The organism is Cellulomonas sp. CW35, assembly GCF_052378485.1.
Lineage (GTDB): Bacteria > Actinomycetota > Actinomycetes > Actinomycetales > Cellulomonadaceae > Cellulomonas > Cellulomonas uda.
In genome coordinates, this window is sequence record NZ_CP199000.1 from 1,006,303 (window position 1) to 1,029,433 (window position 23,131).

Consider the following 23,131-nt stretch of genomic DNA (forward strand, 5'->3'; position numbering starts at 1 on the left):
CGCACGGTGCCCGGATGTCGGCCCCGATGTCGGCCCGGATGTCGGTGGGCCGTGATGGGATGCACGCCGTGACGACCCCCGCCCCCGTGCTGCGCCGGCCCGCTCTCGCCGACGCACCCGTGCGGGGACCGGGGTCGCCGGTGACGCTCGACGACGCGCAGGCGGCGGCCGTCGCGTGGGCCGTGGATGCGGGGTCCGACGAGCGCGCGCTGCTCGTCCTGGGTGCCCCCGGGACCGGCAAGACGACGGTCGCGCTCGAGGCGGCGGTCGCGGCCGTGCGTGCCGGGCTCGCCCCCGAGCACCTGCTCGTGCTGTCGGCGACGCGACGCGGCGCGGCCGACCTGCGCGACCGGCTCGCCGCGCGGCTGCCCGTCACCTCGAGCCGCCCCCTGGTCCAGACCCCCGCGGCGGCGGCGTTCGCCGTGCTGCGCGCGCACGCCGTCGCGCGGGGCGAGGTGCCGCCGACGCTCGTGTCGGGCCCCGAGCAGGACCTGGTGCTCGCGGAGCTGCTCGCGGGGCACGCCGCGGGCGAAGGCCGAGCGGTCGACTGGCCCGAGCGCGTGCGGGGTGAGGCGCTCGGCGTCCGCGCATTCCGCGACGAGCTCCGCGACGTGCTCATGCGCGCCGCGGAGCGCGGCCTGGGTCCGGCGGACCTCGACGCGCTCGGTCGTGCGCACGCACGCCCCGAGTGGTGCGCGGCCGCCCGCGTGTACAGCGAGTACCTCGACGTCCTCGACCTGCGCGCGGCGACGCCCGACGCGGGGCTCCGGCTCGACCCGGCCGTCGTCGTCGCCGAGGCGTCGCGGGTGCTCGCGTCGTGGGAGCGCGAGGCGCCCGGGGCGCGGCCGCCCGCGTGGCGCCTGGTGGTCGTCGACGACCACCAGGAGAGCACGTCCGCGACCGCGTCGCTGCTGGGCGTGGTCGCGGCCCGGGGCGCGCGCGTCCTCCTCACGGCGGACCCGGACGCGGCCGTCCAGACGTTCCGCGGTGCCGAGCCGGCGCTGGTCGCGCGCGCGAGCGCGCCGCGCGCCGCGGGCGGTCGGGCGGACGACGCGGCGGGCGCGCTCGGCGCGGCGCGCGTCGTGCTGCCGAGGGTGTGGCGCCACGGGACGCACGTGCGCGACGTCGTCGAGCGGGTCACGCAGCGGGTCGGCACGCTCGGTGTCGCGGTGCACCGGCGGGCGGCGTCCGCGGCACAGGCCCCTGCGGCGAGCGCGCGCGTCGCGATCCTGCCGAGCGGGGCGCAGGAGGCCGCGTTCGTCGCGCGCGAGCTGCGCCGCGCGCACCTCGAGGACGGTGTCCCGTGGGAGCGGATGGCCGTGGTGGCGCGCGCCGGTTCGCAGGTCACCGCGCTGCGGCGCGCGCTCGCGGGGGCGTCGGTGCCGGTCGCCGTGCTGGGCAGCGACGTGCCGCTGCGCGACGAGCCCGCGGTACGGCCGCTGCTGGACGCGATGGCGGTCGCGTGCGGCACCGCCGAGCTCGACGCGGTCCTCGCGGCGCGCCTCGCGTGCTCCCCCCTCGGCGGGCTCGACCCGGTGGGGCTGCGCCGCGTGCGCCGCGCGCTGCGGGCCGAGGAGCTCGCGGGCGGCGGCGGACGGTCGAGCGACGCGCTCCTGGTCGAGGTGCTGGACGCGCCGGGCCGGGCCGGGACGCTGCCGCCCACGGTCGCGGCCCCGGTCGAGCGGCTCGCCCGCGTCGTGGACGCGGGCCGAGCGGCGGCCGCCGCGCCCGGTGCCGACGCGCAGGGCGTGCTGTGGGCGCTGTGGGACGCCGCGGGGCTCGCCGAGCCGTGGCGGCGCGCCGCGCTCGCGGGCGGCGCCGCGGGCGAGCGTGCGGACCGCGACCTCGACGCGGTGGTCGCGCTGTTCCGCGCGGCGGAGACGTTCGTCGAGCGCATGCCGCGCACACCGCCCGCGGCGTTCGTCGACTGGCTGCGAGCCCAGGACCTGCCGTCCGACTCGCTCGCGCCGCGCGCCCGGCGGGCCGCGGTGCCCGTGCTGACGCCGGCGGGCGCGGCCGGCGGGGAGTGGGACGTCGTCGCGGTCACCGGCGTGCAGGAGGGGGTGTGGCCCGACCTGCGGCTGCGCGACTCGCTGCTGGGCGCCCAGGCGCTCGCCGACGTGGTCTCGGGGCGCACGACGGCCGCGCAGGACGCCGCCGCGGCGGCGCAGGACGCGCGCGCCGCGGTGCTCGCCGACGAGCTGCGCTCGTTCGCCGTCGCCGTCTCACGCGCGCGGCGGGTGCTCGTGGTGACGGCGGTCGCGGACGCCGACCACCAGCCCTCGCCGTTCGTCGACCTCGTCGAGCCGGCCGAGGGGGAGCGGGACCACCGGCGCACGCAGGTCGAGCCCGCGCTGGACCTGCGCGGGCTCGTCGCGCAGCTGCGCGCGACGCTCGAGGCCGCGGCGGCCGCGGGCGAGCCCGCCGACCCGGGTGCGGTGGCCGCGCTCGCGGACCTCGCCGCGCGCGGCGTGCCCGGCGCCGACCCGCGGGAGTGGCACGGGCTCGCGGCACCGAGCACCGACGCGCCGCTGTACGGGCCCGACGAGCTCGTGCGTGTCTCGCCGTCGAAGCTCGAGACCGCGCACCGGTGCGCGCTGCGCTGGGCGCTCGAGGCCGCGGGCGGGACCGCCGCCACGAGCAGCGGGCAGTCGCTCGGCACGCTCGTGCACGCGGTCGCGCAGGAGCACCCGCACGGCACGCGGGCCGAGCTCACGGCCGCGCTCGACGAGCGCTGGGACTCGCTCGGGCTGGGCACGGGCTGGCCCGCGCGCGCGATGCGCGCCAAGGCCGACGCGATGGTCGAGCGACTCGCGGCGTACCTCGCGGGCGCCGGTGAGGCGCTGCTCGTCGAGGCCGACTTCGCGGTGCGCACCGACCGTGCGCTCCTGCGCGGCTCGGCCGACCGCATCGAGCGTGACCTCGAGCATCCCGAGCAGGTGCGCGTCGTCGACCTCAAGACCGGCGCGCGTCCGCCCGCGCGGGACGAGGCACTGGTCAACCCCCAGCTCGGCGCGTACCAGCTCGCGGTCGACGCGGGCGCGTTCCCGCTGCCCGAGGGTGCGACGAGCGCCGGCGCGCAGCTCGTGTACCTCGGCACCGGCAGGGCGGGGACGGTGCGCGACCAGCCCGCCCTCGGTCCCGAGGACGACGGGCCGTCCTGGGCGCGCGTGCTCGTCGACGAGGTGGCGCAGAAGATGGCGGCGTCCGCGTTCACGGCGTCGGCGAACGACCTCTGCGACCGCTGCCCCGTGCGTCGCTCGTGCCCCGTGCGACCCGAGGGCGGGCAGGTGGTCGCATGAGCGAGCGCACGGTGGCGCCCGGCGGCGGGCCGGTGAGCACGACGACCGAGGTGCCCTCGCAGGGTCGGTCCGCGGACGGGGCCCGGCCGGGCGGCGTCGTCGAGCCCGTGAGCGCGGAGGACATCGCGCGGCTGCTGGGGCGCGACCTGCCGACCCGGGAGCAGCGCCGGATCATCGAGGCGCCGCTGGGCCCCGCGCTCGTCGTCGCCGGTGCGGGCTCGGGCAAGACCGAGACGATGGCGGGCCGGGTCGTGTGGCTCGTCGCGAACGGGCTCGTCGAGCCGCAGCAGGTGCTCGGCCTCACGTTCACGCGCAAGGCGGCGGGTGAGCTCGCCGAGCGCGTGCGCCTACGGCTGCGCCGCCTCGCCCGGGCCGCGGCCGAGCAGGGTGTGGCGCTGCCCGGCCGCGCACACCTCGAGGACGACGTGCTCGGCGGCCGCCCGACCATCGCGACGTACAACTCGTACGCCGCGTCCCTCGTGCGCGACCACGCGCTGCGCCTGGGCATCGACCCGAGCGCACGCCTGCTCGGCGAGGCGGCGCAGTGGCAGCTCGCGAGCGAGGTCGTCGAGGCGTGGCAGGAGGACCTGGGCGTCGACGCGGCGGTGTCGACCGTCGTCGAGGCGGTCCTGTCGCTGTCCGGGGCGCTCGACGAGCACCTGCTGGACCCGGCCGCGGCGCGGTCCGCGGTCGAGGCCATCTGCGCGGACATCGAGGCGACCCCCACGCCCACGCGCGCGCACTACGCGGAGGTGGTCGCCCTGCTGCGGTCGCTGCGCGAGCGCGAGCGGCTGCTCGACGTCGTCGCGGCGTACCGGGCCCGGAAGCGGGCGAGCGACGCGATCGACTTCGGGGACCAGGTCGCGCTCGCGGCGCGGCTCGCGCGGGAGGTGCCCGAGGTCGGTGCGGGCGAGCGCGAGCGGTTCGCGGTGGTCCTGCTCGACGAGTACCAGGACACGTCGTTCGCGCAGCTCACGTTGCTCGCGGCACTGTTCGGGGACGGTCACCCGGTGATCGCGGTGGGCGACCCGCACCAGTCGATCTACGGGTGGCGCGGCGCGAGCGCCGGCGGCCTCGAGCGGTTCCCGACGACGTTCCGCCGCTCGGCCGCCGAAGGCGGGGGACCGGCCGAGGTGCTCGCACTGACCACGTCGTGGCGCAACGACGTCGCGGTGCTCGACGCGGCGAACCACGTCGCGGCCCCGCTGCGTGCGCGCACGGCGCGCGTGCCGGTCCCGCAGCTCGCCGCGAGCCCCGTCGCGGGTCCGGGCCGGGTCGAGGCGCTCATGGCGGCGACGGTGGTCGAGGAGGCGGACGCCGTCGCCGAGCTCGTCGCGGCGCACTGGCGGCCGGCGGGCCAGGGGCCGGACGGCGGTCGTGTGAGCGCCGCGGTGCTGTGCCGCAAGCGGTCGCAGTTCGCGGCGCTGCGCCGCGCGCTGCGCGCGCGAGGGCTGCCGGTGGAGGTCGTCGGGCTCGGCGGTCTGCTCTCGACGCCCGAGGTCGTCGACGTCGTCGCCGCGTTGCAGGCGGCGTACGACCCGCTGCGCGGCGACGCGCTCGTGCGGCTCATGACGGGTGCCCGCACCCGGTTGGGCGCGGCGGACCTGCACGCGCTCGCCGCGTGGGCGGGCGAGCTCGTCGGGCAGCGTACGGGACGCGACGCGGGCGTCGAGCTGGACGTCATCGACGAGCGCAGCATCGTCGACGCGCTCGACGAGCTGCCGCGGCCGGGGTGGCGCAGCCCGGGCGGGCGCGCGCTCAGCGACGAGGGCCGCGCGCGGCTCGCCGACCTGGCGGGGCTGCTGCGCACGTTGCGTGCGCACTCCTACCTCTCGGTCCCGGACCTGGTCGCGGAGGCGGAGCGGCTGCTCGGCCTCGACATCGAGGTCGCCGCGCGTGCGGGCGTCGGCGCGGGCCGCGCGCGGGCACAGCTCGACGCGTTCCGTGACGTCGCGGTGGACTTCGCGCGGTCGGTCGACACCCCGACGCTCGGCGGGTTCCTGTCGTGGCTCGAGGCCGCCGACGCGCGGGAGAACGGTCTCGAGCTGCCCGTCACGGACCCGGACCCGGACGCGGTCCAGCTCATCACCGTGCACGCGGCCAAGGGCCTCGAGTGGGACGTCGTCGCGGTGGCCGGGCTGGTCGACGGCGTGTTCCCGACGACCGCGACGCAGGGCAAGGACGGGCCCAAGGACTCGGCGTGGCTCACCGGGCTCGGCGAGCTGCCGTACCCGCTGCGCGGCGACGCGGACGACCTGCCCCGGCTCGAGTACGCGGGGGCGCAGGACCCCAAGGAGCTGCGTGACCGCGTGCACGCGCTGCGGCTCGACGCGGGCGAGCACGAGGTCGCCGAGGAGCGCCGGCTCGCGTACGTGGCGCTCACGCGCGCCCGGCACCGCCTGCTGCTCACGGGCTCGTGGTGGGGGGACGGCAAGAAGCCGCGCCCGCCGTCGACGTTCCTGCTGGAGCTCGCGGAGGCCGGCCTCGTCGACGTGCGCGGGTGGGCGGACGAGCCGGCGCCCGACGACGCGAACCCGGCCACGGGCGAGGCCGCGACGGCGGTGTGGCCCGCGGACCCGTTCGCGGTCGAGGACGGCCCGGGGCGGCGGCCCGCGGTCGAGCAGGCCGCGGCGTGGGTACGAGCGGCGGCGGGGCGTCCCCGCGCGGGCGAGAGCCGCTGGGAGGTGCTCGCGCGCACGCTGCTGGAGGAGCAGCACGCCGCGCGCGCGTCGACAGGGGCGGTCGACCTGCCGTCGCACCTGTCGGCGTCCGCGCTCGTGCGCGTCGGCGCGGACGCCGCGCAGTTCGCGCGTGGCCTGCGCCGGCCGGTCCCCGCGGAGCCGTCGGGGCGGGCGCGGCTCGGCACGCGGTTCCACGCGTGGGTCGAGGGCTACTACGGCGCCGCGACGCTCGTCGACCTCGACGCGCTGCCCGGCGCCGAGGACGAGGACCTCACCGGGCCGGACCAGGTGGACGTCGACGAGGCCCGGCTGCGCGCGGCGTTCCTCGCGTCCGGGTGGGCGGACCGTCGGCCGCTCCAGGTCGAGGCGGACGTCGAGACGCACGTCGCCGGGTACGTGCTGCGCTCCCGGATCGACGCGGTGTTCCCGGCCGCGCCGGGCGACCCCGTCCCGGTGGGTGAGGGGGTGGTCGTCGTCGACTGGAAGACGGGCTCCGCCCCGCGGGACGCGGCGACGCGCGAGGCGCGGGAGATCCAGCTCGCGGTGTACCGACTGGCGTGGTCGCGGTACTCGGGGGTGCCGCTCAAGCGCGTGGCCGCGGCGTTCCACTACGTCGCGGGTGGTCAGACCGTGTGGCCGCAGCGGCTGCTCGGCGAGGACGAGATCGCCGCGCTGCTGGAGCGCGTCACCGACGACGAGCCGGTCGGCGTGCGGGGGTCACGTACGGACGCCGACGTGCCGGGGTCGCGGCGCAGGTGACGGCGACGGGCGCGCCGCTCGGCCGGTCGGCTCAGGCGTACGAGGAGACCGCGGCGACGGGGGCGGTGGGTGCGTCGGAGCCCCACGCGACGCCGGACGGCGACGTCCGGGTGTGCTCGTCGAGGTCCTCGAGCATCGCGACCGCGTCGGCCACGACGTCCTCGTTGCCGGACCGCACGCCGTACAGGAGCCAGCGCGCGAGCGCGAGCTCGCCCGCGAGCAGCGCCCGGTCGGTCAGGTGCGGGTCGATCAGCTCGGTGCGGCGCAGCTGGTACGCCTCCATGATCGAGTCGGCCGCGTCCGGCGGCGCCGCGACGAGCAGCCACGACAGGTCGTCGGCCGGGTCGGCGACGCTCGCGTCGCCCCAGTGCAGGATCCCGCTCACGGTGCCGTCGCCGACGAGGACGCGTTCGTTCGTCAGGTCGCCGTGCACGACGGTCGGCACGAACCGCCACAGCGCGACGTCCTCGAGCCGCTCCTCCCAGCGCCGCAGGAGCGTGGGCGGCACCTTGCCGGTGGCGGCGGCCTCGTCGACCTCGGCCTGGCGGCGGGCCCGGTACGCACCCGCGTCGTAGACGGGCAGCCCGGCGTTCTCGACGACGCTCGTCGGCAGCTCGTGGACCGCGGCGATGGCGCGTCCGAGCGACGCGCACAGCCCCGGTCCGGGCTCGAGCTCGGCGACGTCGAGGGCGCGGCCGGGGATCTCCTCGTGCACCGCGGCGCGACCGCCCTCGGGCAGGTGCGCGAACCCGACCGGGGCGGGGACGGCGAACGGCAGGGTGCCGTCGGTCGCGAACGCGTCGAGCCCGGCGAGCAGCTCGACCTCGGCCTCGAGGGCTGCGCCGGCGGCGGCGTGCACGGGTGCGCGCACGACCCAGCGTCGGCGGGCGGCGTCCACGACGACCGCGATGTCGTAGTCGGTGCCGGGGTGCGCGGGCCGCCGCACGTCGTAGGCGTCCAGACCCGGCACGGCCACGGTGGCCAGTGCGGCGAGGGCGAGCGGGGAGCGGGGCACGGGCCCAGAGTAGGCGCGCACGCGCCCGGCGGCCGCCAGCCGCCGCGGCGTGTCCGTCCCATTCGTCCCGTCCGGCCTGGTCGGGCCCGTGCCCGGCGAGCCTGCGGCCGCGCGCGCCGGACCGGTGGGGGACCTCGTCGGCGCCGCGTACGGTGACGCCCGTGAGGTCCGACGAGCTGCCCCTGTCCCGCGCGGTCGTCGACCGTGCCGCGCTCCTGCGCACCGATGCCGCGCAGGAGCGTGCCCTGGCGGACCCCGCGACGCGCGTCGTGCTGCTGCGCGACGGCCGGGTGCCGGTCGACGCGCGCGGCGGTCTGGTCCTGACGACGGTCGCGCAGGCGCAGCGGGCGGCGGCCGCCGGTGACCGCGCCGACGGCGAGCACCCGTGGCTCCTGCTCGGGGCCGACGACGAGCGCGCGTACGTCGCGCGCCGCGCACCCGGCGACGCCGACGACGTCGCCGACCTCCCGCGGCGCGGCGCACCGTCCGACCGGGACGTGCACGCCCCGGCCTCGCCGCCCGCCGACCCGCCCGCGCCGCGCGCCGTGGCGCACGGTGACGCGGTCCGCTGGGCGTCGCTGCGTGAGGTCGGGTCGCACCTCGACGCGCGCGACGCGGGCCTCGTCGCCACCGCGGTCGCGCTCGACGCGTGGCACGAGCGGCACCCGCGCTGCCCGCGCTGCGGTGCGGCGACGCGCGTCACGCAGGCCGGCTGGGTGCGCGCGTGCACGGTCGACGGCTCGGAGCACTACCCGCGCACCGACCCGGCGGTGATCATGGCGGTCGTCGACGACGCGGACCGGCTGCTGCTGGCGCACGCGGTCGCGTGGGCGCCGGGCCGGTACTCGACGCTCGCGGGCTTCGTCGAGCCGGGGGAGTCGCTCGAGCACGCGGTGCGGCGCGAGGTCGCCGAGGAGACGCGCGTCGTCGTCGGTGAGGTCACCTACGCGGGCAGCCAGCCGTGGCCGTTCCCGGCGTCGCTCATGGTCGCGTTCGTGGCCCGGGCGGTGGCCACGGACGTCCGGGTCGACGGGGTCGAGGTGGAGCACGCGGCGTGGTTCACGCGCGACGAGCTCGCGAGCGCGGTCGTCGCGGGCACGGTGGTGCCGCCGTCGCGCTCGTCGATCGCGCGCGCGCTCGTCGAGGACTGGTTCGGCGGTCCGCTCCCGGAGCCCGCCGCCGGCTGACCTGCCGACGCCTGCGGCCCTGCGCCGTGCTGCGCGGTCCTGCGCTGCCTACCCGTCGAACCGGGTCCAGCGACCCTCGGAGACCACCTCGAGACGGCCGTCGGCCACGACGAGCGCGGTCTGCTCGTCGATCGCGTAGGCGGGGCCGTCGATCTCGGCCGCCCAGGCCCGTGCGTGCTCGGCGGTGTTCGTCGGGAAGGCGTCCAGGTGCGGGAAGACCGAGAAGTCGACAACGCCCAGCGTGCGGTCGTCGGGCGCGCCGGCCCACTCGACGAACGAGGTCCCGATGCGCGGGGTCAGCACCATGCTCCCGGCGCTCACCCCGACCCAGACCGTGTCCGGCAGCGACGGCAGCAGGTCCGCGAGACCGGACGCGCGCAGCCAGTGGCACAGGTAGGTGGCGTCGCCACCGTCGACGAGCAGCGCGTCGGCGTCCCGGACCCACGGCACCCACCGCTCGGCGCCGATCGTCGGCAGCGCGGTGAGCTCGAGCACGCCGAGCGAGGCCCAGCCCAGGCCGCTGAGGTGCGGGGACCCGTCCGCGCCGGCCGCCAGGCGCTGCACCGACGCGGGCCCGCACAGGGGATGGCCCCACTGCGCGGTGGGCACGACGAGCGCGGAGCTCTCGGCGACGGGTCTGCCGAGCAGCTGCTCGAGCGCGGCGCGGATGCGGGCGTTCGTCACGCCGCCGGACGTCAGGAGCAGCTTCACGGTGCCTCCGCCGATCTCGTCGTGGTCAGCACGATCCTGCCGGTGCGCCGCCGCGGACGCTCAGGACAGGCGCGCGCGCACCTCGACGAGCGACGGGTTGGTCGCCGCGGAGCCGTCGGGGAAGACGACCGTCGGGACCGTCTGGTTGCCCCCGTTGAGCGACGCGACGAGCGCGGCGGCGTCCGGGTGGTCCTCGATGTCGACCTCGGTGTAGCCGATCCCGACCGAGTCCAGCTGCGTCTTGAGGCGGCGGCAGTACCCGCACCACGTGGTGGAGTACATCGTGATGGTGCCGGGCTCGGGGAGGGGCTGCGTGCTCATCGGTCCTCGCGTTCTCGTGGGTGCCTGCAGCGAGAGCCAACCACGACGAGCCCCGGGTGATTCCGCCCGGTCCGCGGGGCGTGCCTGTGCATGCCCGCCCCGCGGTGTCCGCGGTGCCTGAGAGACTGTCCGGCGATGTCCCCCGACGACCTGCTGGCCGCGCTCGACCCCGAGCAGCGCGCCGTCGCGACCGCGCTGCGCGGCCCGGTGTGCGTGCTCGCGGGCGCGGGGACCGGCAAGACGCGCGCGATCACCCACCGCATCGCGTACGGCATCCGCACGGGCGTCTTCCGTGCGGACCACGTGCTCGCGGTGACGTTCACGGCACGCGCGGCGGGGGAGATGCGCACGCGGCTGCGTGAGCTCGGCGCGGCCGGTGTGCAGGCGCGCACGTTCCACGCGGCGGCGCTGCGTCAGCTCACGTACTTCTGGCCGAAGGTCGTCGGGGGCGCGCCGCCGCGCATCGCCGAGGCGAAGGCGCAGCTCGTCGCGGAGGCCGCGCGCCGGGTCGGGCTGCCCGCGGACCGTACGGGTGTGCGCGACCTCGCGGCCGAGGTCGAGTGGGCGAAGGTCAGCCTGGTGGTGCCCGACGAGTACGCGGTCGCGGTCGCCGCGGTCGACCGCGTGGTGCCGGGCGGGCACGACGCCGCGGCGGTCGCGCGGCTGATGACGGCGTACGAGCAGGTGAAGGACGAGCGAGGGGTCATCGACTTCGAGGACGTGCTGTTGCTGCTCGCGGCGATGCTGGCGGAGCGGCCCGACGTGGGGCGTGAGGTGCGCGGCCAGTACCGGCACTTCGTCGTCGACGAGTACCAGGACGTCAGCCCGCTGCAGCAGTACCTGCTCGACCAGTGGCTCGGCGGTCGTGAGGAGCTGTGCGTGGTGGGCGACCCGTCGCAGACCATCTACTCGTTCGCGGGTGCGACACCGCACCACCTGCTGACGTTCGCGCGCACGCACCCGGGCGCGCAGGTCGTCCGGCTGGTGCGGGACTACCGCTCGACGCCCCAGGTGGTCGAGCTCGCGAACCGGGTCATCGCGCACGCGGGCCGGGGCACGGGCGCGTCGACGCCCGCCCCGCTGGAGCTGCGGGCGCAGCGGCCGGACGGCCCGGCGGTGCGGTGGGCGGCGTACGCCGACGACGAGGCGGAGGCGGCGGGCATCGCGGCGGCCGCGGCGCGGCTCGTCGCGGACGGTGTCCCCGCGTCGCAGATCGCGGTGCTGTACCGGACGAACGCGCAGGCCGAGGCGTTCGAGGAGGCGCTCGGGACCGCGGGCGTCGCGTACCAGGTGCGCGGCGGGGAGCGGTTCTTCGCGCGGCGGGACGTGCGCGAGGCGCTGGTGTTCCTGCGGGGCGGTGCGCGCGCGGCCGACCCGCAGGTCGCTCTCGGCGAGGCGGCCCGGGACCTGCTGCGCAACGCGGGCTGGACGGAGCAGGCGCCGACCACCCGCGGTGCGGCGCGGGACCGGTGGGAGGCGCTGGACGCGCTCGCGCGGCTCGCGGACGAGGTCGAGGCGCGCGCGACGAGCGAGGGTCGGCGCGCGAGCGTCGCGGACCTCGTCGCGGAGCTCGACGAGCGTGCGGCCGCGCAGCACGCCCCCACGGTCGAGGGCGTGACGCTCGCGTCGCTGCACGCCGCGAAGGGCCTCGAGTGGGACGCGGTGTTCCTCGCGGGCCTGAGCGAAGGGCTCCTGCCGACGTCGCTTGCGGAGACGCCCGAGGCGGTCGAGGAGGAGCGTCGGTTGCTGTACGTCGGCGTGACGCGCGCCCGCGAGCACCTGCAGCTGTCGTACGCCCGCTCGCGTCTGCCGGGTGGCCGTGCCTCGCGGCGGCCGTCCCGGTTCCTCGAGGCGCTGTGGCCCGGGTCGTCGGCCGCCAGGCCCCGGGCCGGCTCCGGCGGTCCGCCCGCCGCGGACGAGGACCCGCGGGCGTCCGCCGTGCTCGCCGCGCTCACGCGGTGGCGCGACGAGCGGGCGCGGGACCTCGGGGTCAGCCCCGGACGGGTGCTCGCGACCCATGCGCTGCACACGCTCGCGGCGCGGCGGCCCGCGTCGCGCGAGGAGCTCGCGCTCGTGCCGGGCATCGGTGCGCAGACCCTCGCGACGGTCGGTGACGACGTGCTCGCGGTGCTCGCGCGGTCGGTCCGCGCCTGAGCCCTCGCGGGCGCGAGCGCCGGGACCGGCGACGCCACGGCACCGCTGCGGGGCACCTCGTCACGGCATTTCGGACGGTCTCGAGAACTCGTCGAACTTCTTTCGTTAATTCTGTTGTCCGCCCCGCGCGAGCGCGCCTAGGGTGGAGCCCGTCCTGGTAGCAGACCTGCGTCGTGACAGCGCGGGAAGATCCGAGAGAGGAGGTGGGCAGCGGTGAAGAAGATCCAGTTCACCCCGGTCGTCCGGTCGAGCATGCAGCTCCCGACGCTCCTGATCGCGCCCACCTTCGGCGGCTTCCAGGGGCGTGCTGTGCCCGCTGCGTGGCGTGCGTCCGATGACGCGCTCATCGCGCGTCACGGCGTGACCGTCGACGGGACGGCACTCGACCCTCTCAGGGCTTCGTCGGTCTAGACCAGGTTGGTCATCAAGGCCGCGGAGTCCGACAGGCTCCGCGGCCTTCGTCTTTCCCCCGGTGATCCCGGCGGGCGAGTCGGGACGTGGACGCCGAACCACCACCGCTCACCCGCAGGACACCAGGAGGACATCGTGCGGCTCACGACGCTGCTCGACACCAGCGGATCAGGCCCCTGGCCCACCAGCAGCACCGCGACCACCGACGACACCACCTTCGACCAGCTGGTCCGAGGGCTCATCCCGTGCCGCAACAACGACCCCGAGCTCTGGTTCGCGGAGCAGACCGCTCGCGTGGAGCAGGCGAAGGCGCTCTGCCGCGAGTGCCCGATCATGGCGGGCTGCCTCGCCGGGGCGCTCGAGCGCGAGGAGCCCTGGGGCGTGTGGGGTGGCGAGGTGTTCATCGGCGGCGTGGTCGTCCCGACGAAGCGTGGGCGAGGCCGTCCGCGCAAGAACCCCGCGGCCTGACGTCGGCGTCCGCGGGGCCGCCCTCCGGGGTGTCGACCGACAGGTCGACGTCGTGCTCCGGCCGGGCGGTCCCCGGCGCGTCGTCGGTGACCGTGACGCCCCGATGGGCGGTGCACCCGCAGGCCGGGTGCACCGCCCATCGGCGTCTGCGGGGCAGCGCGTCGGGCAGGCCGATCTCGACGGTCGTGCCGCCCAGTGCGCAGGTGCCCGTGTCGAGGAACGCGAGGACCGCGGCGGCGGCGATCCCGACCGCGACGCCCACGACCGCCGGGGGCTCGGGCGGGGACGGTCGCGTCCCGGGTCGACCGGTCGCGGCCGCGCTCGTCGCGGGACCCGCCGCACGACCGGCCGTGAGACCAGCAGCGAGACCCGCAGCGAGACCAGCAGCGAGACCCGGACCGTGACCCGTCGCGACGCCCCGGGCGTGCGTGCCGAGCGCGTCCGCGACGACCGGCCAGGCGGGGTCGGCGTCGGTCCGGTGCAGGTCGAGGCAGCGCAGGCACGGGCCGGTGCCGGGAGCGACGAGCGGGCCCACGACGGTGTCCGCCTCGCGCAGCACGACGCTGAGGTGCGGCGTCGCGCGGTTCAGCAGCAGCGCACCGAGGCTGGGAGCGACGACGTCGTCGCTCACGACGACCACCAGGTCGGCACCGGCGGACGGTCCTCCCGACTCCTCGCCGGGTGCCACGCCCGCAGCGGTCGCCACGGCGGTCGTCGCGGGTGCGACCGCCGCGAGGACACCGACCGCGGCGGCGACCCGCCCGTGCCCGACGTCCTGGAACCGGTAGCCGCCCGGCCCGACGTCGCCCGAGCGCACCGGGCGGTCGTCGTCGAGCAGCACCCGGCCGACGCCCGCCGCGGCGAGCGTGACCGCGATGCCCAGGCCGGTCGCGCCGAGCCCCACGACGCCGACGGTGCGGTGCGCCCGGCGCAGCACCCGGGCGGCGCCCGCGGAGTCGGGGTCGAGCAGCGAGAGCACGCGCGCGTCGTCGCCCGCGGCCCCCGGCAGCGCTCGCGCCCCGCCGGGCGCGGTCAGCCCCGCCTGACGGAGCTGGTCCGTGAGGTCGGCGAGGCGCTGCGGATCGAGCTCGGCGGCGGCCAGCGCGAGCGGGAGTCCCTGGCCGAGCGCGACGAGCGCGCGCTCCTCGTCGGGGGTCAGGTCGTCGACCCGTACCGCCCACCGGGGGTCCGTGCCGACCTGCACCTCACCCGGCGCCCGACGCACGACGCGCAACCCGGTCCGCAGCATGGCGCCAGGCTGCCACCGGAGGGCTCGGCCGCGGACCGGTCATCCACAGGGGGCGGGTACGACAAGGGGCGCCGTCCGTCGGACGACGCCCCTCGCAGCTTCTCGGCGGTCGAGCGGTGCTCAGGCCTTGCCGAGGATGCGGTTCAGCTTGGTGCCGCAGACGGGGCAGACGGCCTTGGCCATCTTGCGACCCGACTCGGAGACGACGACGTCACCCTCGGCCTCGCGCTTCTCCTTGCACTTCACACAGTAGAACTCGCCTGCATAGGTCTCGGCCATTGGTCCTCCTCGCGGTGTCCGGTGCACCGCCGACGTCCCGCGGCGATGGCCGGGCAGAGCGGTGACCTGCCCGAGCGCCTTCCACAGTAGTGGCCGATCCGCGTCGTCCCGCCGATGTGCGCGTGTCGCGGGCCGGTGTCGGCGATCTCGCACGTCCCGGTTCCTCCGAGCGGGTGACGGCGGGCGGCCCGCCGGGGCCGTTCGGTGGCCGCGTGCGGCACCGCGGCGCGCGGGGGCTGTCCGTGTGGGCGTGGCACGCTAGCGTGCGGCTGTGCACCCGACGTACGACCTGTCGACGATCGGCGGGGTCGACCACGAGGTCGAGGTCCGTCGCTCGCGCAGGCGCGTGCGGACCGTGACGGCCTGGCGTGAGGACGGCCGGACGGTCGTGGCCATCCCCGCGCGGTTCACGCGCGCCCAGGAGGCGGAGTGGGTGCGTCGGATGCTCCTGCGCCTCGCGACGCAGGAGCGACGCCGCCGGCCGTCGGACGACGAGCTCGTCTCGCGCGCCGCGGAGCTGTCCGCACGGTACCTGCAGGGCAGGGCGGTGCCGACGAGCGTGCGGTGGTCGTCGAACCAGGGGCGCCGTTGGGGGTCCTGCACGCCGTCGGACGGCTCGATCCGGATCTCCGACCGGGTGCGCGGCATGCCCCGCTGGGTGCTCGACTACGTGCTGCTGCACGAGCTGACGCACCTGCTGCACCCGGGGCACGGGCCGGAGTTCTGGGCCGAGCTCGACGCCTATCCCCGCACCCAGCGTGCGCGGGGCTTCCTCGAGGGCTACTCCTACCGCGAGGAGCGCGGCCCGCAGGACCCGGCGCCCGACGACGACGATGTCGAGGACACCGAGGACACCGAGGACACCGAGGACACCGAGGACACCGAGGACGCCGAGCGGGTCGAGGCGCACGTGGGCGCGCTCGAGGGCGCGGCTGCGGACCGCCCGCCCGCGGCCGACGGCACGGACCGAGACGGTACGGACTGACCGGGTCAGGGGGTCGTGGGGTCCTGCGGGGGCTCCTCGCCGAGGATCTCGGCCAGCGCCTTGTCGAGGTCGGCGGACTCGTCGGCCGCGGCGCTGCGGCGGCGGGCGTAGCCGGCGGGGTCGTCGAGGTCCTCGGCGGTCGGCATGAGGTCCGGGTGGTCCCACACCGCGTCGCGCGCCGCGGGGCCGCCCTCGGTGCGCTCGATGTGCGCCCACAGGGCCGCGGCCTCGCGCAGCCGTCGGGGCCGCAGCTCGAGCCCGACGAGCGTGGCGAACGTCTGCTCGGCGGGTCCGCCCGCGGCGCGGCGACGGCGGATCATCTCGCGCAGCGCGACCGAGTGCGGCAGGTGGGCGAGCGCGGCGGCCGCGCTCACCTCGTCGACCCAGCCCTCGACGAGCGCGAGCGCGGTCTCCAGCCGCTCGAGCGCGGCCCGCTGCGCGGGGGTCGTCTGCGGCGCGAACACGCCGCTCGACAGCGCGCTCTGCAGGGCCTCGGCGTCGGTCGGGTCGATCGAGCCGACCGCCTGCTCGAGCTGCTCGACGTCGATCGTGATCTCGCGCGCGTACGTCTCGACGAGCGCGAGCAGGTGCGCGCGCAGCCACGGCACGTGCGTGAACAGCCGCGTCGCGGCGGCCTCGCGGAGCGCCAGGAACAGCCGCACCTCGTCGACGGGCGCATCGAGGCCCTCGGCGAACGCGTCGACGTTGGACGCCACCAGCACCGGTGCGGGCACCTCGAGCAGTGGGAGGCCGATGTCGGTCGTGCCGAACACGTCGCGTGCGAGCGTGCCGGCGGCCTGGCCGACCTGCAGCCCGAACACCGCGGAGCCGAGCCGCCGCAGGAGCTGACTGGGCGCGAGGCCGCCGGGCAGCGCACCGCCGGGCAGCCCGAGCGCGCGCATCTGCTCGTCGAGGTCGTCGCCCGCCCCGAGCTCGGGCAGCTCCCCGCCGAGAGCGTCGACGAGCGCGGTCGACAGCGACGACGCGACGGGCTCGGTGAGCGTGCGCCACGTGGGGAGCGTCGCCTCGACCCACTCGGCGCGGCTCCAGGCACGGCCGGGTGTGGTCGCGGGGGGCAGGTCGGTCGCGGCGTCGAGCCACAGCTCGGCGACCGTCAGCGCGTCGAGCACCTGACGCGTGCGAGCGGGCGTGAGCGACGGGTCACCGCCCACGGACGCCTGCTGCCGGGCCAGGTCGTGCGCCATCTGCCAGTTGACCGGCTCGTCGCCGCCGCTCGCGAACAGGCTCTGCACCTGCGCGAGGACCTGCTGCATCGCGGCGGGGTCGGTGGGCAGCGTGCCCGCCGCGCCGAGCGCCTCCGGGTCGATCCCGCGCGCCCGCATCTCGGCGATCGCCTCGTCGGCCCGGTCGCCCAGGAGCGCGCGCAGCATCTGCTCCCACGGCGGCTGCGTCGATTCGGGCGTCGGTTCGGGCGTCGGGTCGCTGTGGTCCGGGCTCACGTGCGCCTCCTGGGAGGATGACTGCGGGGACACCGCCGACGGGCACCGGGACGGCGGGGTCGGGCGGGCCGGGTCGGGACGATTCGGTCGCGGTCTGGCCGGGCTGGCCCCACGGTAACCACGTGACCGAGGAGTTCGTCGATGGCGGGTCGAGAGGTTCGCTCAGGGCGCAGCGCGCCGGACGTCGTCGTCGTGGGCACGGGACCCGTCGCGGCGGGCGTGCTCGCCGCGTGGGGAGCGCGGGCCCGCGCGGTCGACGAGGTGCCGACGGCCGCGCCCGCGTCGGCACTCACGGGCGCGCGTGTCGTCGTGCTCGTCGCGCACCCGGGCGACCTCGCGTCCGTGGCCGGGCGCCGGGGGCCGCAGGGGCACGCCCCCGCGGTCGCGCACGCGCAGCGCACGTTCGCGGCGGCGCGCGAGGTGCGGGCCGAGCACGTGGTCGTCGTGACGTCGGCGCTCGTGCACGGCGCCCACCCCGACCGGCCGGTCCTGCACGACGACGAGCCCGTGCTCACCGGTGCGCGCGCCGTCCCGGACGGGCTGGTCGGTCACCTGCTCGCGGTCGAGGCGGTCGTCGCGCGCGCGGCCCGCCGCCGCTCACCGCGCGTGACGGTGCTGCGGCCCGCCGCGATGGTCGGACGCGGCACCGACACGTTCGTGACGCGGCACTTCGAGGCGCCGCGCCTGCTCGTCGTGCGGGGCGTGGAGCGGCCGTGGCAGCTCGTGCACGTCGACGACGTGGGCGCCGCGACGGTGTTCGCGGTCGAGCACGCGCTGACCGTCGGGCCGCCGGACACGCTGACGCCCGAGCAGGTCAGCGCCGTGGCCGGGATGCGGACGGTCGCGCTCGCGCCCGCGACGGCGTTCGGCACGGCCGAGCGGCTGCACCGCGTCGGCGTCCTGCCGGCGCCGGCGGCCGAGCTCGCGTACGTGGTCTACCCGTGGACGGTGGCGGCGGACCGGCTCACGGCCGCGGGGTTCACGCCGCGGTACTCGAGCGCCGAGGCCCTCGACGTGCTGCTCGAGGGCGTGCGCGGGCGCCTCGCGCTCGGCGGGCGCCGGGTCGAGCGGCGCGACGCGGCCGCGCTCGGCGCGGCGGGCGCCGCGGTCGCGCTGCTGGGCACCGCGGCCATCTGGCGGCAGGCGCGGCGTCGCGGCTGACCGCCCGCGTGTCGCACACACGCGCGTGCGGCATGATGCCGACGTGCCCGACGAGAACGTCACCCCGCCCGCACCCGCGTCCGCCGTCGACGCGCTCGGCGCACCCGCGCCCGTCGTCGCCGAGCGGCCCAGCCGCCGCGCGATCACGCTGTCGGTGTCGATGCTCGCCACCGCGGTGCTGCTCGCGGCGGTCGCCGTGCTGCCCGCGCCGTACTCGGTGACCAGCCCGGGCCCGACCGAGGACGTGCTGGCCAAGGTCGACGACAAGCCGCTGATCACGATCGACGGCGCGCCGACGTACGACTCGACGGGCGAGCTGCGCCTCACGACGGTGTCCGCGACCGGAGGGCCCGGGTACCCGTCGAGCACGCTGCGCGTGCTGCGCGGGTGGTTCTCGCCGTGGTCGGTCGTGCAGCCGCGCGAGATCCTGTTCCCCGACGCGGACGAGTCGCAGGAGGACATCGACCGCGAGAACACCGCGCAGATGGTGTCCTCGCAGGAGAACGCGGCCGTGGCGGCGCTCTCCGAGCTCGGCCGCCCGGTGCCCGCGACGCTCGTCGTCGCGGACACCGTCGAGGACACCGGTGCGGACGGCGTGTTCGAGGACGGCGACATCATCACCGCGATCGACGGCACGCCGCTGCCGGACTACCAGAGCCTCGTCACGACGATGGCCGCGGTGAAGCCGGGTGCGGACGTCACGGTCACGGTGCGCCGCCAGGGCGAGGAGGTCGACCTCACGGTCGAGACCACCGCGGGCGACGACGGTCGCGCGCAGTTGGGCGTGTACATCGACCCGGACTTCGACATGCCGGTCGACGTGACCATCGACGCCGGCCGGATCGGCGGCCCGAGCGCGGGGACCATGTTCGCGCTCGGGATCATCGACCTGCTCACGCCGCAGGACGAGGCGAACGGCCAGGTGGTCGCGGGCACGGGGACGATCGACGTGGTCGGTCGGGTCGGCGCGATCGGCGGCATCCGCCAGAAGCTCGCGGGTGCGCACCGTGACGGTGCCCGGTGGTTCCTCGCGCCCGAGGCGAACTGCGCAGAGGTCGTCGGGCACGTGCCCGACGGGCTGCGCGTGGTGCGCGTCGCGACGCTGCACGAGGCGTACACGGACCTCGTCGCGATCGGCAAGGGCGAGGGTGACGCGCTGCCCACGTGCACGGGGGAGCCCGCGGGGTCCTGACGGGGCGGACGCGGGACCGGCGGCGGGGCGAGGCTCAGGCGAGCGTCGCGCGCAGCGCCTCCAGCAGACCCGGGACCACGTCGGCACCCTGGCCCACCTGGTCGTCGCTGTCGTGCGCACGCTGCCGCACGGCGCACCACGTCGGGCCCTCGCGCAGCACACCCACGGCGAGGCGCACGTCCTCGCGGTCGGGGTGGGCGAGCAGCCACGCGAGCGCCTCGTCGGGGTCGGCGGGCATCTGCGCCTCGGCGGCGGGCGGCAGCACGACGCGCTCGGCGGTCACGGCGACGCCGTCGACCGTCTGCGGCCACGACAGCCCCGCGAGGAGCGTCTCGAGGTCCGGTGCGTCGGGCAGGCCCTCCTGCTCGATCGACGTCAGGTGCCACGGCTCGGCCTGCGCGGCGGCGAGCGTCTGCGGCGTGAGCTGTGCGGCGAGCGAGGGCTCCGCGGCGAGCGCCGCCTGCGTGCGGACCAGGGCGAACACCCGCACGGGGGCGTCCCAGCCGGCGGCGGCGACGTGGTGCTCGATCTCGCGCACGGCGTCGGCGAGCGCGCGCGTCGCGGCGTCGGGGGCGGGCGTGGCGGCGGGCGGCGTCGTGCTGGGGTTCACCGGGCCATCGTCGCACCGTGCGCCGCCGCGGCGGGACCTGACACCTCGGACCGGGCGTGTGGGAACCTGGGCCCGTCCGCCCGCGTTGGGCTGGACGAGTACACGACACCGAGACGACGAGGACCGCACCGACGTGAGCTTCGCCAGCACACCCCGCAACCCGAGCGCCGGCCGACCAGCCGGCCGTCCGAGCGAGAGGCGGCGCGGTGCGCTCGTCCCGACGCTGATCGTGCTCGGCGCGATCGTCGTGCTCGTCCTGATCCTCGCCCAGGTGTGGACCGAGTGGCTGTGGTTCGACCAGCTCGGGTTCATCGAGGTGCTGCGCACCGAGTGGGGCACGCGCGCCGTGCTGTTCGTCGTCGGCTTCCTGGCGATGGCCGTCGCGGTGGGGCTGACGATGCGGTACGCGTACCGCTCCCGGCCCGTGTACGCGCCGTCCACGCCCGAGCAGGCGAGCCTCGACCAGTACCGCGAGGCCATCGAGCCGCTGCGCCGGCTCGTCATGATCGTGGCCCCCGCGCTGCTCGGACTGTTCGCCGGTGCCGCCGTGTCGCAGCGCTGGGACACGGTCCAGCTCTGGATGCACGCGCAGCACGTCGGGACGGCCGACCCCCAGTACGGCATCGACCTGGGCTTCTACCTGTTCGTGCTGCCCGGCATCCGGTTCGTCGTGTCGTTCCTCATCGCGGTCACGGTGCTCTCGGGCGTCGCGGCGCTCGCGACCCAGTACCTGTACGGCGGCCTACGCATCGGCGGCAGCAACGACATGCCGCGCACCACGCGGGCCGCGCGCATCCAGCTGTCGGTGATCGCCGCGGTGCTCATGCTGCTCGTCGCCGCCAACTACTGGCTGGACCGCTACTCGATCCTCACCAAGACCGCGGAGAAGTTCGACGGCGCCGCGTACACGGACGTGCACGCGGTGATCCCGTCCAAGGCGATCCTCGCGGGCATCGCGGTGTTCGTCGCGGTCACGTTCGTCGTGACGGCGGTGCGCGGCAACTGGCGCATGCCGCTGATCGGCGTGGGGCTGATGGTGGTCGCGGCGATCGCCGTCGGCGGCATCTACCCGGCCGTCGTGCAGCGCTTCCAGGTGCAGCCGAACCAGCAGGACGCCGAGGCGGAGTACATCAAGCGCAACATCGAGGCGACGCGCGACGCGTACGGCATCGAGGACGTCGACGTGAAGGAGTACGACGCCAAGGTCACGGCGGAGCCGCAGGCGCTGCGCGACGACGCGGAGACCGCGGCGTCGATCCGTCTGCTCGACCCGCAGGTCGTCAGCCCGTCGTTCAAGCAGCTGCAGCAGGTCACGACGTTCTACAGCTTCCCCGACACGCTCTCGGTCGACCGGTACGAGATCGACGGCGAGAGCCAGGACACCGTGATCGCCGCGCGCGAGCTCAACCTCAGCGGTCTCGAGGCGTCGCAGCGCAACTGGACCAACGACGTCACGGTCTACACGCACGGCTACGGCGTGGTCGCCGCGGCGGGCAACCGGACCGCGGCACGCGGCGCCCCGTCGTTCCTCGAGAGCGGCATCCCGTCGAAGGGCGTGCTGGGCGAGTACGAGCCGCGCATCTACTTCAGCCCGGGCTCGCCGCAGTACTCGATCGTCGGCGGCCCCGAGGGTTCGGACTGGGAGCTCGACCGTCCGACGAACGACGGCGGCGGCTCGGTCAACACGCGCTTCCCGACGCAGGACGTCTCGGCGGGGCCGAGCGTCGGCAACGCGTGGAACAAGCTGCTGTACGCCGTGAAGTTCGGCTCGGAGCAGATCCTGTTCTCGGACCGCGTGAACGAGCAGTCGCAGATCCTGTACGACCGCAGCCCGCGTGACCGGGTCGAGAAGGTCGCGCCGTACCTGACGCTCGACGGGCGCGTGTACCCGGCCGTGGTCGACGGGCGTGTGGTGTGGATCGTCGACGGCTACACGACGAGCAGCCAGTACCCGTACGCCGCGCAGGTCACGCTCGACGACGCGACGGTCGACTCGCTCACGCAGTCGTCGCAGACCGTCCAGGCGCTGCAGCCGAAGACCGCGAACTACATCCGCAACTCGGTCAAGGCGACGGTCGACGCGTACGACGGCACGGTGACGCTGTACGCGTGGGACGACGAGGACCCGATCCTGCGGGCGTGGCAGGAGATCTTCCCGACCTCGCTGCAGCCGCTCAGCGAGATCGAGGGCGAGCTCATGGCGCACCTGCGCTACCCCGAGGACCTGTTCAAGGTGCAACGTGAGCTGCTCGCCCGCTACCACGTGAGCGACCCGAAGCAGTTCTTCACCGGCACGGACTTCTGGGCCGTCCCGGACGACCCGAACACCGCGGGCAACGTCGCGCAGCCGCCGTACTACATGACGCTGCGGATGCCCGAGCAGAAGAGCGCGAGCTTCTCGCTCACGTCCACGTTCATCCCGTTCGGTCAGCAGGCCCGCAACGTGATGCGCGGGTACATCGCGGTCGACGCGGACGCGGGGTCGCAGGACGGCACGAAGGCGCCCGGGTACGGCAAGATCCGGCTGCTGGAGCTGCCGCGGGACGGCTCGGTGCCGGGCCCCGGCCAGGTGAACAACAACATGACGACCGACTCGAAGGTCGCCGAGGAGTTCACGCTGCTGGGTCGTGGCGGCGCGAACATCGTGCGCGCCAACCTGCTCGCGCTCCCGGTGGGCGACGGGATGCTCTACGTCCAGCCGGTGTACCTCCAGGCCGAGAAGGGGACGACGTTCCCGCTGCTGCAGCGCGTGATCGTCGCGTTCGGCGACGAGGTGGCGATCTCCGAGACGCTCGACGGCGCGCTCAACGACGTGTTCGACGGGGACTCGGGGGTCGAGACCGACCCCGGCGCCCCGCCGGCCGGCGAGGACCCGGGGACGGGTGGTGAGACGCCCGAGGAGCCGACCACGCCGCAGGAGCCCGGCGACGCCGACGCCGAGGCGCGCGCGGACCTGGCGGACGCGCTCGAGCGGGCGCGGGTCGCGATCCAGGAGGGTCAGGCGGCTCTCGCCGAGGGCGACTTCGCGGCGTACGGCGAGTCGCAGGACGCGCTCGACCAGGCGATCGCGGACGCGCTCGACGCCGAGGCGAGGCTCGAGGGCGGCACCGCGGTGACGCCGACGCAGGCGGCGGCGCCGGCGCCGACGGCCACGGCCGGCAGCTGACGACCGACCCGACGAACGAG

General features: G+C 76.4%; 17 protein-coding genes. 10 read left to right on the plus strand and 7 right to left on the minus strand.

What is annotated here, in order from left to right:
* Positions 1–59: 59 nt before the first annotated feature.
* The gene (locus ACT17Q_RS04795) at positions 60–3,302 is read left to right on the plus strand and encodes a PD-(D/E)XK nuclease family protein (protein WP_444665361.1); all 3,243 of its coding nucleotides are present in this window, start codon (positions 60–62) and stop codon (positions 3,300–3,302) included.
* The gene (locus ACT17Q_RS04800; RefSeq protein ID WP_444664963.1) at positions 3,299–6,742 is read left to right on the plus strand and encodes an ATP-dependent DNA helicase; all 3,444 of its coding nucleotides are present in this window, start codon (positions 3,299–3,301) and stop codon (positions 6,740–6,742) included. The genes ACT17Q_RS04795 and ACT17Q_RS04800 overlap by 4 nt, the downstream gene beginning before the upstream one ends.
* Positions 6,743–6,773: 31 nt before the next feature.
* Here the strand turns inward: ACT17Q_RS04800 and ACT17Q_RS04805 are convergent, their stop codons facing one another.
* Positions 6,774–7,757 (minus strand): phosphotransferase, encoded by a 984-nt coding sequence (locus tag ACT17Q_RS04805; RefSeq protein WP_141318674.1) that lies wholly within the window; start codon positions 7,755–7,757, stop codon positions 6,774–6,776.
* A gap of 161 nt (positions 7,758–7,918) precedes the next feature.
* On the opposite strand from ACT17Q_RS04805, the gene nudC reads away from it, so the two are divergent.
* Positions 7,919–8,944 (plus strand): NAD(+) diphosphatase, encoded by a 1,026-nt coding sequence (gene nudC, locus ACT17Q_RS04810; protein ID WP_444664964.1) that lies wholly within the window; start codon positions 7,919–7,921, stop codon positions 8,942–8,944.
* Positions 8,945–8,992: 48 nt separating this feature from the next.
* Here nudC and ACT17Q_RS04815 read toward each other — a convergent pair whose 3' ends face one another.
* Both ACT17Q_RS04815 and ACT17Q_RS04820 read right to left on the minus strand, forming a co-directional pair.
* Positions 8,993–9,655, minus strand: coding sequence for a Type 1 glutamine amidotransferase-like domain-containing protein (locus ACT17Q_RS04815; RefSeq protein ID WP_444664965.1), 663 nt, complete (start codon positions 9,653–9,655; stop codon positions 8,993–8,995).
* Positions 9,656–9,715: 60 nt separating this feature from the next.
* A complete protein-coding gene (locus tag ACT17Q_RS04820) occupies positions 9,716–9,976 on the minus strand; it encodes a mycoredoxin (protein WP_444664966.1) in 261 nt (86 codons plus the stop codon).
* Positions 9,977–10,111: 135 nt separating this feature from the next.
* Between ACT17Q_RS04820 and ACT17Q_RS04825 the strand changes: the two genes are divergently transcribed.
* The 3 genes from ACT17Q_RS04825 to ACT17Q_RS04835 all read left to right on the plus strand — a co-directional run bounded on the left by ACT17Q_RS04825 (position 10,112) and on the right by ACT17Q_RS04835 (position 13,009).
* Positions 10,112–12,130 carry an ATP-dependent helicase gene (locus ACT17Q_RS04825; RefSeq protein ID WP_444664967.1) on the plus strand — a complete coding sequence of 673 codons (2,019 nt, stop codon included), beginning with the start codon at positions 10,112–10,114 and terminating at the stop codon, positions 12,128–12,130.
* 213 nt (positions 12,131–12,343) lie between these two features.
* Entirely contained in the window at positions 12,344–12,541 is a 198-nt protein-coding gene (locus ACT17Q_RS04830) for a hypothetical protein (RefSeq protein ID WP_444664968.1), read from the plus strand.
* Between the two features lie 135 nt (positions 12,542–12,676).
* Complete coding sequence (locus tag ACT17Q_RS04835) at positions 12,677–13,009, plus strand: WhiB family transcriptional regulator (protein WP_094180600.1); 333 nt, start codon at positions 12,677–12,679, stop codon at positions 13,007–13,009.
* On the opposite strand, the gene ACT17Q_RS04840 is transcribed toward ACT17Q_RS04835, so the two are convergent.
* Together ACT17Q_RS04840 and ACT17Q_RS04845 are read right to left on the minus strand one after the other, a co-directional pair.
* Entirely contained in the window at positions 12,942–14,258 is a 1,317-nt protein-coding gene (locus ACT17Q_RS04840) for a ThiF family adenylyltransferase (protein WP_444664969.1), read from the minus strand. The genes ACT17Q_RS04835 and ACT17Q_RS04840 overlap by 68 nt on opposite strands.
* Before the next feature lie 120 nt (positions 14,259–14,378).
* Positions 14,379–14,537: a DUF5679 domain-containing protein gene (locus ACT17Q_RS04845; RefSeq protein ID WP_094180598.1), complete on the minus strand. Its 159-nt coding sequence runs from the start codon at positions 14,535–14,537 to the stop codon at positions 14,379–14,381.
* Between the two features lie 271 nt (positions 14,538–14,808).
* On the opposite strand from ACT17Q_RS04845, the gene ACT17Q_RS04850 reads away from it, so the two are divergent.
* Entirely contained in the window at positions 14,809–15,522 is a 714-nt protein-coding gene (locus ACT17Q_RS04850) for a YgjP-like metallopeptidase domain-containing protein (protein ID WP_444664970.1), read from the plus strand.
* A 5-nt stretch (positions 15,523–15,527) separates the two neighbouring features.
* Here ACT17Q_RS04850 and ACT17Q_RS04855 read toward each other — a convergent pair whose 3' ends face one another.
* Positions 15,528–16,982 carry a zinc-dependent metalloprotease gene (locus ACT17Q_RS04855; protein WP_444664971.1) on the minus strand — a complete coding sequence of 485 codons (1,455 nt, stop codon included), beginning with the start codon at positions 16,980–16,982 and terminating at the stop codon, positions 15,528–15,530.
* Between the two features lie 192 nt (positions 16,983–17,174).
* On the opposite strand from ACT17Q_RS04855, the gene ACT17Q_RS04860 reads away from it, so the two are divergent.
* Together ACT17Q_RS04860 and ACT17Q_RS04865 are read left to right on the plus strand one after the other, a co-directional pair.
* A complete protein-coding gene (locus ACT17Q_RS04860) occupies positions 17,175–18,143 on the plus strand; it encodes a nucleoside-diphosphate sugar epimerase (RefSeq protein ID WP_444664972.1) in 969 nt (322 codons plus the stop codon).
* A gap of 43 nt (positions 18,144–18,186) precedes the next feature.
* Entirely contained in the window at positions 18,187–19,335 is a 1,149-nt protein-coding gene (locus ACT17Q_RS04865; protein WP_444664973.1) for a YlbL family protein, read from the plus strand.
* 34 nt (positions 19,336–19,369) lie between these two features.
* Here ACT17Q_RS04865 and ACT17Q_RS04870 read toward each other — a convergent pair whose 3' ends face one another.
* Complete coding sequence (locus ACT17Q_RS04870) at positions 19,370–19,945, minus strand: PPA1309 family protein (protein WP_094180596.1); 576 nt, start codon at positions 19,943–19,945, stop codon at positions 19,370–19,372.
* A gap of 133 nt (positions 19,946–20,078) precedes the next feature.
* Between ACT17Q_RS04870 and ACT17Q_RS04875 the strand changes: the two genes are divergently transcribed.
* Complete coding sequence (locus ACT17Q_RS04875; protein WP_444664974.1) at positions 20,079–23,111, plus strand: UPF0182 family membrane protein; 3,033 nt, start codon at positions 20,079–20,081, stop codon at positions 23,109–23,111.
* Positions 23,112–23,131: the final 20 nt, after the last annotated feature.